Source organism: Companilactobacillus keshanensis (assembly GCF_003946205.1).
GTDB lineage: Bacteria > Bacillota > Bacilli > Lactobacillales > Lactobacillaceae > Companilactobacillus > Companilactobacillus keshanensis.
Genome location: NZ_RHOS01000030.1, coordinates 1 through 12011, shown reverse-complemented (window position 1 = coordinate 12011; position 12011 = coordinate 1). Strand labels below are relative to the sequence as shown.

The following is a 12011-nucleotide window of genomic DNA, read 5'->3' as shown; positions in this document are numbered from 1 at the left end:
TAGCTTTGGCGACGCCTAAGGCGTCAGCCATTACTTGGTAAGATTTATTCCCCTCATTGACCAGTTGTGCTAGTGCGCCACGTTGAAAACGTGATAAAGTAGATGTACCCAAAGTAATCACTCCCTATATTGGTTGGAATTAGCTACTACCATTGTAAGTGATTACTTTGGGCTTTTTAATTTCTGTTCGGATTAATTATAGAATTTGCCAGTACTTAATTAGTGGCTGGTGAATTAGGCAACATTCCGGCTACCTGAAACGTGAATTTGATAGTGAATTAAGATGGATTCCTGCTTATATTTTACAAAAATCAAAATTGGTCCATTAAAAAGCCTTAATAGCATCTTTAGATTGGCTAGATTGATCGCAATATCAATCGTCACTGCGATGCTGGCTACCGTTTTAGTCCGCACCAATGAAAGTCCCAAAGGGCCTTTCATGAAGGCAAAACCGCGTTCAATTTTCCCGCGCCGCTTCTCTGCGTCACGATCAACTTGCCGCTGCTTAGCATCCATCTTTTTAGGCTTACGTCCTAAACGTGGTCCCGACAACCTAATGCCTAGTCGTTGACAGAGCTGACGATTCTCGCGGGTACGATAAAGTGTGTCAGCTAAGATTTCATCGGGATAATAACCATGCACGTCGAAATAATGATCGATGGTTGTTGCTAAATCTTGGCTTTCATTGAACGCCTTAAAATCAAATCGTTCGATATCGATCATGCCATCGGCAATTGAAGCATCAATCTTGGGACCAAATTCGGTTCGTTGTTTGGCTTTACCACGGTTAATCGGGCGAATCCACGGTTGTGCCAAGCTAACAATCCGTCCTGGGACCCGATGGGTCCGATTTTCATACATGAACATTTGCTGGTCAAAAAGTTCACGAATCACAGCCAATCGTTTGGTTTGCCTTTCGTTAAGAGAGGCACCGTGGGCCAACAGCACATCGATATAACGTAGATCACGTCGGACATACTGGAGCTGTACTTTGATCTGCTTGCGTGTTTCCTTAGCCCAACGCCGCGGTTTTCTAGCAAAAGCGGTCCACTTAGCTTTTGCTTCACGTTTGTAGGTTCGTGGAGGCTTGATTTGCAACTGATGAGCCATGTCTAATAACATTTCTTCTAGATTGAGCCGAGCTTGATTTAGCAGCGAAGTATCTTGTGGAAAACGAATTTCAATTGGCACCGCAGTAGCGTCTGTGATCAAGACACGGAGCTCATCATCTGGCAATAAGCTTTGGATTTGTTCGCGCAAGGTATCACTGATGATATTTCGCACTAGTTCCGTTATTTGACCCATGCGTCGTCTAAAATAAACCAAGGTTGAGTGGTTGAACGGCAGGTCGGTTGTGTAGGTGTCTAGCCCGATAAAGTACTGGTAAGCCGGGGTATCACGAATAGCGGTAACGACCGAACGGTCGGTTAGATGTTCTGCTTGCTTGATCAAACTGGCACCGTAAAGCAGACGAAAGGGTTTAGCAGCGCGCCCACCCATCTCAGTAAAAAGAAGTTGATAGGCTTCATCGAGCTGTTGCCACGGGAGCATGTCGGCTAATTGAACCCACTCATTGTCGGAAGAAAGTGGCACACCAAGGCCGTTGTTAAAGGATTGAAATGACAATTGGGTAGCACGATGTCGATAAGCCATGATGGTTTCCTCCAGGAAAAATAAAAAGTGCAAGGAAAACAGGCGTTAGCCCATGTTTACTTTGCACTAATTATAATCTTTACTATTCTTTGATGCCAATAAAGCTTGCAGTTATGCTGCTTTCACCAGCCACTAATTAAACTAGGCAATATCTCGATGAAATCTAGTAGTTATTTTTCACAGAGAAGGGGTGTCATACCGCTAAAATGTTTTAGTAGTTTATATGACGAGCCGCATGTTTGAGTAGTAATGGTGCTAATAACGTTGTTAGGATAATGGCAGTGATAATTGCCGAATAGTAATCATCACTGATTAGTTTGGATTGGTAGCCTATTTGAGCGATAATCAAGGCCATTTCCCCACGCGAGACCATCCCTGCACCAACGAGGTAAGCTTCATTCGAACTGAATCCGGCCCATTTAGCCCCACTTCCCGCTCCTAATAGTTTCGTCAGTGTTGCCACAATTGTCAATACGATAATTAATAACAAATCGTGTTCTATGCCAGCTAGTGACATATTTAAACCAATTGAAACGAAGAATACAGGAATGAAAATCGCATAACCGATTGGTTCGATACTTTGATCAACTTCATGAGCTACATGAGTTTGTGCAATCGCAATTCCTGCAAAAAAGGCCCCAATTACTGCACTCAGTCCAATCAGATTTGCAATATATGCCATACCAAAACACAAAATCATCGCCATTATAGTAGGTCCCACTGGATTCAATAATTTGGTGCCTAGTCTAGCGAGGAGAGGGGCGATAAAACGCATCACGAAATAAATTGCGGCAAAGTAAATTAGCTGCTCTAAAAAAGTCAGAGCTAGCGGTATCTGGGTATCCGTACCAGCCTTTGTACCTATTAAACTGACCATAATGCTAAGTAAAACGACAGCTAGCACATCGTCAACCACCGCGGCACCGAGGACTGTTGAACCGCTCTTACTATCAAGTAAATTTAGTTCTTTCATGACAGCAACTGAAATTGAAACCGACGTTGCGGCAAAAATAACGCCCAAAAACAAGCTTTCAAATTGTGTCAAACCAAAAACAATACCAACTGGATAGATCAGTACCATTGGAATCAAAACTCCTAACAACGCGACAATTATGCTAGGGCGCAAATATTTTTTAAGCAATGTAAGATCACTCTCAAGTCCGGCGATAAACATTAAGATGATAACCCCAATCTCTGAAAAAATATGGATAAAATCATTGGCGTGAACCCAATTCAACAACGCAGGGCCAAGAATAATTCCAACAAATAATTGACCGATCACTGCTGGGATACCAACCCTAGAGGCTAGATGGCCAAATAGACTAGTTGCAATCAAGATGATCACCAAGGTACCTAAAAATTCCAAACAAAAACCTCCTCATACAAAAAACGTAAACCCAGATACCTCTTCCACACCCCTGAAAGAGAACACCTTGAGCTTACGTCAACCGATTTATTTATTCATATTTTGATAATACCTTTTATAGGATAGCAGACTAATCAAAAGTATTCAAGTAACGATAAGTTGTCGTATTTAGTTACTTATTTCGAAACACGGACACCGCCAATTTTAAAAGTGACCTCTGAATTTTCCGGCATATGTGCCGGTTCGCCTGTTTTAGATATCGGAATCGTCTTCTCCAGCTATAAATCATGCTGGATACATAACCGAGCTAAAAAGACACCGTAGGTATATTATCACGTCCAAGTAATCCAAACTAGTAGTGATCAAATCATCATTGATTTCTTGTTTGAGGCTTGTGTAATTCTTCTTTATATTGTGGGTGCCAATATGATACCTTTCCCAGCGGTTGATCATCTGCTTCTTGATCGTAATTATTTAACCAATTTTTGATGGCTTGATCAGTGTCGTAAGCACATACTCCACGAACTGCCAATCCACGTTCAATCGTGGCTCCTTAGGCAATCTCTGATAGTTCATTCAGACTATCACCAAAGCGGTTCCCTTCATGGGTGCAGACCGGATAGATTGTTTTGTCTTGCCACTGATATTGTTCCATAAACGTTACAATCGGACGCGGTAAATGATTCCACCAATTAGGGAATGCTAAAATAATGTGATTGCTACCAGCAATATCTGCAGTAATTGGCATAATTTTAGGAAAAGTACGCTCGTCCAATTCGTGTTTGGTAATTTTCAATACTTGTTGATACTCATCAGGATAATCAATAATTGGCCAGATCTCCGCCACAATTGGTTGCGGGAAACATCTGGCGATTGCTCGAGCGACTAGTGCTGTGTTTCCTACGTTTAGATACTGGCATTGACCGCGGTAGAGATTTTGACCGCTCCGGGAAAAATACACAATCATGATGCATTGCCTCCTTGTAATTGCCAGTGATTAAGACTCTGAGTTAACCGGCGTAGACCTTCTTCAACCGTTGTCAGCGGACAAGCAACATTCATTCGGATAAAATACGCCCCGTTACCGCGATATACCGTTCCTGCCGAAAGGTATAATCCGATATCAACGCGGATAAATGCAGCTAATTTTTCTGCGCTATCTGTGTAAGAACCTGTTTAAAATCTAGCTAATTTGGTATGATAGTTCAAAAAAGGTGATCAGTAATGAATTATCCCAGTAATATTTCTCGCCGACAATTTGAACTAGTCCGTCCCATTTTAGAAGGTGCACGACAATCAACCAGACCACGGAAATATGATCTTTACGACTTATTTTGCGCGGTGGCCTATGTTTTAAAAACCGGCTGTCAGTGGCGGCAGTTACCAGTTGATTTTCCTCGTTGGCAATCGGTTTATTATTATCGAGTATGGTCTGAAGAACAAGTCCTTGATGAACCTTCTATTTTGGATCAATGCTTAAAAAAATTGTCTTTACCCTACGGGAAAAACAGTCACGCTCGGCTAAAACATCTTTTATAATAATTGACGCCCAAAGTGTTAAAAATACTGATACCGCCAAGCATCATGGTTACGACGGTGGTAAACGAATATCTGGAATAAAACGTCACTTAGCTGTTGATATTAACGGTTTGCCACAAGCAATCCATATCACTACTGCCAATGTTTCTGACCGTGATGGGGCTAGTGCCATGCTAGCGCTAAACTGTGAACATTTACAACAAGTTAAATCAGTTCTTGTTGATGGTGGGTACACCGGGGACAACTTCGCCGCCACTGTTCAATCCAATTTAAAAGCCACCATACAGGTGGCTAAACGCAATGAGCTACATAAATTTGAAGTGTTACCACAACGCTGGATTATTGAGCGTTCTTTCAGTTGGTTAGATAAATGTCGTCGGCTCTGGAAAAATTGTGAGCGGCACCTTAATTCAAGTCGCCAAATGATCATTCTCGCTTTCTTGATATTACTCTTAAAAAGATTTTAAACAGATTCTAAGCAGAAACGTCCAGCCATAACAGGTAAGTCGCATTTTCTGATGCAAACTTCACTTCTGGTAAGTGGGCTTGTAGATAGAAAGCCACATACTCGCGGTTAGTTGCCAGAGAACCTTTTAATTTATCTAACCACTCGTCACTGTTACGGTAAGCAGCAACAGTGGCAGGAATCGACAACAGATTTGGTTCAGCAAGCTCATCGTTATTGATTCCACGATTAATCCTTGCTCGTACATTATCATTGGGAGCAACAACGGTAGCAGCATGTAAGACAGCAATATTGAAATTCTTACTTGGTGATATTAAGGCTACAGTATTGTCAATTAAGGAGTCAGGTAAGTCAAAAATAGGCGTATAAACTGTTCCCTTAAAAACTAAGTCTCCATGGATTTCATCGCTAACCAGTAAAACATGATATTTTTGACAAAGTTTGGCAATTTTTGCCAGCTCACTGCGATCCCAAACGCGGCCTATTGGATTATGTGGGTTACATAGGATCATCATAGTACTCGACAGTTGAGCTAGCTTGGATTCTAAATCATGAAGCTAATAATATTATAGAAATTCTCGTTGATATCATATTGTAAATCACTTGATAAGGTATACCCTAGTGGCCTTTTTTGATCCATTATCAATGGCTTTTTAAATTAGGGCCTAGTACTTTTGGAATGGAAATACTTTCCAACACCAAAAATTCTAGACCCATCTTTTTTGTCCGAACAGCGTTCGGATTAATTTTACAATCTACTATAATCAAATAAAGGAAACAAAGATTTGATTATCCTCCCCCCTATAAGTAAATAGATAAAACAAGGCACTTGGTCAATGACCAAGTGCCTTTATTCGTGCTTAGTTTTCATAATAACGCTGTTTCTCATGTTCCCAATACTTTTTATCATCATCTGTAATAGCTCGTAAAACATGGCAAGGATTGCCGACTGCGATGACATTGTCAGGAATATCTTTCGTAACAATCGAACCTGAACCGATCACAACATTATTGCCGACTTTAACACCAGGGTTAAAGACCACATTGCCACCGACCCAAACGTCATTTCCAATAGTAACAGGTTTTCCATATTCAAAACCTTCGTTTCTGATCATGGCATCAATCGGATGTCCGGCAGTATAAATTCCCACCCGTGGTCCAAAATAGACATTATTACCGATTTTGACATTGGCAATATCGAGAATAATACATTCATAGTTAGCGTAAAAATCGTCACCAATCTCTGTATTACAGCCGTAATCAGTATAAAATGGCGGTTCCAAATAAGGTTTGCTTCCACTCTTTTTGAAGAGTTGCTTGATAATCCGCAAACGTTCTTCAGGTTGATGTTCAGTCGTATGGTTAAATTCACGGACTAACTCTTTGGCTTTTTTGAAATCTTGTTTTATTTCTGGATCGTGCGGGATATAAAGATCTCCTGATAGCATCTTTTCTTTTTCACTACGCATAAATTTGATCCTTATCTAAATACTGGTTTGCTATTACGATATTGAATGTCATCAACACCATCTAAAACATTACTATAACGAGCCGCCGCAAAGAAATAGTCTGATAGGCGGTTGATAAATTTCAAAACGTCGTCATTGATCGGTTCAGTTTGCATCAAGCCGACAATCTCCCGCTCAGCACGACGAGTTACGGTTCTTGCCATATGCAAATTTGCTGCTGTCTTAGATCCACCAGGCAGGATAAATTTTTGAATCTTAGGTGTTTTTTCCGTATACGTGTCGATCTTCTTTTCCAGCCAATCAGTCGCCCCGTTGTCATCTTTGAAAATAAATTCATGTTTCTTGTCAGTCGGTGAAATAGCCAAGTCAGTTCCACAGTCAAATAACAACTGTTGAATCTCTTCTAATTCATCTTTGAGGACACTAGTTTTTGCCGATAAATTAACAATCACTACCCCAACTAATGAATTCAATTCATCAACGGTTCCATATGAATTAATACGGGGAGCTGATTTATACAGTACGTCGTTTCCGATAATTCTTGTCTGGCCTTTGTCACCAGTTTTAGTATAAATTTTCATTTGTAATACTCCTTAATCAAAAAAATTCTATTTTGTTAACTCGATAAATAATGCTTTCACAATCAAAATTCATAGTCTTATTACTACTGTCTATGTATAATAATAGCATGTAAGCGTGAAACATTGTGAACCTTGGAGGGAAAGCTTATGCAAGATAGTTTAACATTACAATTGCTCGGTGAGTTCATCGGCACATTAGTTTTAATTTTATTTGGTGATGGCGTCGTCGCTGCCGTTAGCTTGAAAAAATCAAAAGCTGAAGGTAGTGGTTGGATTGCCATTGCTTTAGGTTGGGGATTAGCGGTCACTTTAGGAATTTATTGTTCTGCTTTTTTAAGTCCAGCTCATTTAAATCCCGCAGTAACTTTGGGAATGGCCATCGCCGGCGTATTCCCTTGGCCATCGGTCATACCTTATATCATCGCTCAAACTTTAGGCGCCATTGTCGGAGCAGCCATCGTTTGGGTCAACTATTACCCACATTGGGAAGAAACTGATGATTCAGCTGCCATCTTAGGCGTCTTTGCAACCGGACCGGCAATCAGAAATTATTTCTTTAATTTTATCAGTGAATTCATTGGTACTTTTATCTTAGTGTTTGCACTACTAGCCTTTACTCGTGGCAAGTTTACTCAAGGACTCAACCCTATCGTCGTTGGTCTTTTGATTACAGCCATTGGTTTCTCACTCGGCGGTTCAACTGGTTATGCCATCAACCCCGCACGAGACCTCGGACCGAGAATTGCCCACCAGATCTTACCAATTGCTAATAAAGGTGATTCCGACTGGGCCTACAGTTGGGTACCAGTCTTTGGACCTTTAGCTGGTGGTGCTGTCGGTGCCTTGGCTTATCTATTGATTCCATAATATCAGAATTAAAAGGTAGCCTCTGTTTGAGTGGAAGATTTTGTTTTGATTTCCGCCTTCCGTAACAGAGCTGATTGGACGTGGTCGTAGTGTGACGACTTTGAGCCAACTCAGGTTCGGAGTTGTCTTAAAGATTGTCAGCTATCTAAGTGGCAGAGCCACTAAGATAGATAGTGCCACTACTTGGTCCATCAGTTCTGTTACTCCAGGCTTTATAACGTCATTGTTTAAGTAGTAACCGCAGATTCTTGATTGCGGATACGAAGTTATGTTGTTTAGTAATTCTATTCTTGTCAGAGGTTGAACTGATTTATAGCATTTTATTTAGAACCAAAAAAATAATAAACTTCAAAAAAAAAGGGTGATTCGACACACATTGTCAGATCACCTTTTTTTGAAACGCTATTTAAGTACTACACTCTCTTATTTGAATAAATCATACTTTTGCTTGTAACCATTAAACAATTTTATCCAACGTTTACCGACGAGTAACAATAAAACGCCTGTAAAGAGTGCATGAACGAAATCAAAGTAAAAACTGGCTGCAATCGAAGTTAGAATACTCTTGATCGTGATTGGATCAACAAATCCGATAATGTAGTAAATATCCATGATCCAGCCCATTACAAAGCCACTGGCAAACCCCCAGACGACTAACAGCCAAGTTGGTATTTCCTTATTGATCATTAATCCCGAGACTAAGCCGATCACCCCCAAGGCAAACATCTGCCAGGGGGTCCAAACACCTTGACCAAAATACATATTCGAAGTTAAGGCGATGATTGTCCCCATTAAAAATCCCGTTTCCGGACCGGTAACCATTGCCCCCATGATCAAAATAAATAGTTCTGGTTTTACTGCTGGCAAGGCTGCGAAGATGATCCGACCAACGACAGCCAAAGCACAAATAATAGCAATAAAAACTACTTCACGAGAATTATGCTGAAATCTTTCAAATTTCCAAAAGTAAACTCCCAAAGTCAAAACTAAGAAGCCAAATGAAAACAATAAATAATTTTTACTAGCTAAAACGATCATCAATAATAAAACCATAATTGAAATAGCTAAAAGTGAAACTGACTTACGATTCAAAATATTGAATATCCTTCCATATTAAAGCTTGTGGATAAATTTCCCGCAAAGCTTTATTTATTTCTGTCGTATAAAAGAACTTGTCTTGAAAAAACTCTTGTGGTGTAGCAAAATCACTCAGCTTCCCATCGAACATCATCGCCACTTGATCGAAATATTCGGCCGCAAAGATCAAATCATGTGTGTTGATAAAAATCGTGCCTCCAGCTTTCTGATAAGCTTGCAATAATTTTCCTAAGGCAATTCGTTTGTTTGGATCTAGCCCCTTGGTCGGTTCATCCAAAAAGAGTAATTGCGGTTGCTTGATAAATCCTAATGCTAAAGCCAAGAATTCTTGTTGTCCACCACTTAGATCATAAGGACTTTTCTGTTCCAGTCCCGACAAAGAGAATTCTTTAAGTATTTCAGTCAATTCTTTAGAACTGTGGCTCTTTTTGATTTGAAACACTAATTCTTCAGCTACCGTTTCTTTCATGAATAGTGCGGCCGGATTTTGCGGCAAGACAAACATTTGTTGATAGAAGTCTTTTTGAAGTTTGTGCCCAGCAAAATTTAATTTGCCCGATTGTTGACGGACTTGTTGCGTACAGACTTTCAATAAGGTCGTCTTTCCCATCCCATTAGGACCAACCACACAATAAGAACGTCCTGAATTTAGTTCAAAACTAACGTTATCCACAACTTTTCGACCGTTAAAACTATAACGAAAATTTAATTTACTTGCCGTCAGAACTGGTTTTGTTTTGCCTTCAAGCTGAGGTCTGACTCGAAATTGTAGTTCTGATTGCTTTTCTCTGATAACTTCTGTCAGTTGTTGATTATTTAACGGCAATTTTAAACCAGAAATTCCTAGTTCCAAATACAACCGATCAATCTGGGTCAAATAATTTCGATATTGTGGGTCATCAAAAATCTTTCGCAAAGCTTGGCTGATTGGCTGATCCAAAACAATCGTTCCACTAGCCATAATCAATAGGCGGTCAGTAAAATGAACTGCCCACTCTAATTCGTGCTCGACCAAAATCACCGTCATGCCAAATTCAAGATTCACTTTATGGATCATCTGCATCAATTTTTCCGAAGCTACCGGATCCAACTGTGCGGTCGGTTCATCCAATAACAACACTTTGGGTTTTAAAATCAAAGCACTAGCCAAGTTGACTAATTGCTTCTGACCACCAGAAAATTGTGAAACTTCCCGATCCAATAAATCGATAATACCTAAAAAACTAGCTACTTCCGTGATCCGTAGTTGAATCTCATTTGGAGTACATCCTTGGTTGTCCAAGATAAATTTCAACTCGTCTCGAGGTGTTTCCATGATCATCTGATTATCGACAAATTGTGAAACATAGGCAAAATTATCGGTTGTTTTTTCCAGATCAGTCACAATTTGTCCTGAATTTATCTTCCCTAAAGCTAAGTCAGGCAACAATTGTTTTAAAAAAGTACTCTTACCACTACCAGTCGCCCCGATCAGAGTGATGAATTCGCCCTTTTGGAGCGTGAAATTCAAGTGTTTTAACGATAATTCTTGACTGTTATTGTATCGGAAACTGTAGTCTTGGAACCGTAACATTTCCACCATATGAAATTCACTCCTCCTATTATGACTGGCAACAAGATCATCAAACAATTTACTATGATTAACGGCCAAAGATGATCAGTGACAATTTGTAAATTTGCTGAACCAAAGTTGACTTTACCAAACTTTAAAATCGACATAAAAACATTAAAAATCAAAGATACCAAGATGAGGCCTATCACCACTCCATCAAACAAGCTAAATTCTACTCGACCAAATCTCTTGTGACGATGGTCGTAGCCTCGTATAGTCAATGTATCCGAAACATTCATAAAACTAGCGATTGATTTGTTCAAGATCACTTCATTCAAATCAATTGTCTGTCGAATCCGCTTCACAAAACTAAACTGGTCTTGCATCAAACTATTACGGAAACGGCTCATGACCTTGGTTTCTGTATAAATTTGAATTATCTGTGGAATAAATTTGATCGTTAAAATAAAAATAATTGCGATACTTTTGAAAAGATTCGACAACAATTCAAAAACCACTTTCACCCTTACTAATGCGTCATACAAATAAAATGACCACAACAAATTAACAAATGAAATTCCCAAAATAGTTCCATTCAGTAGCGATTCGGTCGTAACTTTAACAAATTGTACTTGCAAGATCACCTTACTGCCTCGCTGATTTAAAATTACGTTGAATAAAATCGTAATTACAAAGATCAAACTTGAAAACTTTAAATACGACCAGATTTTTTCGCAGCGAGTCAAAACTGACATGATAAACAGACTCAAAAAGATGCTGATTGTTAACACCGGATTATTGTAGAGTAAGGAAATCAGGACCACATTGATCAAATAAACAAACATCACGAGACTACTAGTATTTTGTTGAAAATTCACAATCAATCGATTCATGTCCTCACTCCTTTTTTCGTCAATATTCTTATTTTAACTTATTACTAAAAAAAGTCTAATTGATTCGGTAGATTGCAAATTTAATCCGAATTTTTGGACAAATTGGTCAGCATAACCTGATACGGTGTTTTCCAGTCAAGTATTTTAAGCGGTCTCTGGTTAATTTGGAGTAACGTCGTCGTTAAATCTTGAGCACTAATGTGCTCAAAACGAGTCCCCTTAGGATAAAAATAACGTAAATTCCGATTAAAGCGTTCATTACTACCACGTTCAGCTGGCATATAAGCATGACAGTAATAGGTCTTAATACCATATTGTGATTCAAATGATACTAGCCCACTAAACTCAGTACCACGGTCCACAGTAAAACTGTGCACCGGTCCATTAAAAGTTGTTAGGAACTTAGTCAGTGCTTCATTAACACTCGCTGTCGTTCGGTCCTTTAACCGATATGCCCAAAGGAACCGTGATTTTCGATCGATTAAAGTTAATAAAACTGCCTTACTATGCCCACGAGGACCAACGAC

Annotated in this window: 12 protein-coding genes and 2 pseudogenes; 2 read left to right on the top strand and 12 right to left on the bottom strand. The window is 39.6% G+C overall.

All coding sequences use genetic code 11. From position 1 onward, the window contains the following. The 5 genes and pseudogenes from EKM64_RS10930 to EKM64_RS10915 form a co-directional block, all read right to left on the bottom strand. Window positions 1-112: pseudogene (locus EKM64_RS10930) on the bottom strand (IS30 family transposase); the annotation flags it as partial. A 122-nt stretch (window positions 113-234) separates the two neighbouring features. Next, the gene (locus EKM64_RS10925; RefSeq protein WP_003573999.1) at window positions 235-1653 is read right to left on the bottom strand and encodes an IS5-like element ISLrh3 family transposase; all 1419 of its coding nucleotides are present in this window, start codon (window positions 1651-1653) and stop codon (window positions 235-237) included. A gap of 211 nt (window positions 1654-1864) precedes the next feature. Continuing rightward, the gene (locus EKM64_RS10920) at window positions 1865-3019 is read right to left on the bottom strand and encodes a cation:proton antiporter (protein WP_125678487.1); all 1155 of its coding nucleotides are present in this window, start codon (window positions 3017-3019) and stop codon (window positions 1865-1867) included. Window positions 3020-3389: 370 nt separating this feature from the next. Beyond that, window positions 3390-3551 (bottom strand): hypothetical protein, encoded by a 162-nt coding sequence (locus EKM64_RS11465; RefSeq protein WP_015474658.1) that lies wholly within the window; start codon window positions 3549-3551, stop codon window positions 3390-3392. 21 nt (window positions 3552-3572) lie between these two features. After that, window positions 3573-3866 (bottom strand): flavodoxin, encoded by a 294-nt coding sequence (locus EKM64_RS10915; protein WP_164505368.1) that lies wholly within the window; start codon window positions 3864-3866, stop codon window positions 3573-3575. A gap of 377 nt (window positions 3867-4243) precedes the next feature. On the opposite strand from EKM64_RS10915, the gene EKM64_RS10910 reads away from it, so the two are divergent. Continuing rightward, a protein-coding gene (locus EKM64_RS10910) for an IS5 family transposase (protein ID WP_225421016.1) occupies window positions 4244-5025 on the top strand; the annotation gives its coding sequence in 2 pieces (ribosomal slippage) (window positions 4244-4493 and window positions 4493-5025; 783 coding nt in all). Between the two features lie 7 nt (window positions 5026-5032). On the opposite strand, the pseudogene EKM64_RS10905 reads toward EKM64_RS10910, so the two are convergent. The 3 genes and pseudogenes from EKM64_RS10905 to EKM64_RS10895 all read right to left on the bottom strand — a co-directional run. After that, a pseudogene (locus EKM64_RS10905) lies at window positions 5033-5566 on the bottom strand (aminotransferase class I/II-fold pyridoxal phosphate-dependent enzyme); the annotation flags it as partial. A gap of 318 nt (window positions 5567-5884) precedes the next feature. Continuing rightward, entirely contained in the window at window positions 5885-6493 is a 609-nt protein-coding gene (locus EKM64_RS10900) for a sugar O-acetyltransferase (protein ID WP_125678479.1), read from the bottom strand. Window positions 6494-6504: 11 nt separating this feature from the next. Further along, entirely contained in the window at window positions 6505-7074 is a 570-nt protein-coding gene (locus tag EKM64_RS10895) for a cob(I)yrinic acid a,c-diamide adenosyltransferase (RefSeq protein WP_125678477.1), read from the bottom strand. 147 nt (window positions 7075-7221) lie between these two features. Between EKM64_RS10895 and EKM64_RS10890 the strand changes: the two genes are divergently transcribed. After that, window positions 7222-7941, top strand: coding sequence for an MIP/aquaporin family protein (locus tag EKM64_RS10890; protein WP_125678475.1), 720 nt, complete (start codon window positions 7222-7224; stop codon window positions 7939-7941). Window positions 7942-8364: 423 nt separating this feature from the next. On the opposite strand, the gene EKM64_RS10885 is transcribed toward EKM64_RS10890, so the two are convergent. The 4 genes from EKM64_RS10885 to EKM64_RS10870 all read right to left on the bottom strand — a co-directional run. Continuing rightward, window positions 8365-9033, bottom strand: coding sequence for an ECF transporter S component (locus tag EKM64_RS10885; RefSeq protein ID WP_225421015.1), 669 nt, complete (start codon window positions 9031-9033; stop codon window positions 8365-8367). Beyond that, entirely contained in the window at window positions 9023-10621 is a 1599-nt protein-coding gene (locus EKM64_RS10880) for an ABC transporter ATP-binding protein (RefSeq protein WP_125678473.1), read from the bottom strand. The genes EKM64_RS10885 and EKM64_RS10880 overlap by 11 nt, the downstream gene beginning before the upstream one ends. Continuing rightward, entirely contained in the window at window positions 10555-11484 is a 930-nt protein-coding gene (locus EKM64_RS10875; protein WP_125678471.1) for an energy-coupling factor transporter transmembrane component T, read from the bottom strand. The genes EKM64_RS10880 and EKM64_RS10875 overlap by 67 nt, the downstream gene beginning before the upstream one ends. An 80-nt stretch (window positions 11485-11564) precedes the next feature. Further along, window positions 11565-12011 (bottom strand): IS30 family transposase (locus EKM64_RS10870; RefSeq protein ID WP_125678469.1); only part of this gene is annotated, 447 nt, incomplete at its 5' end.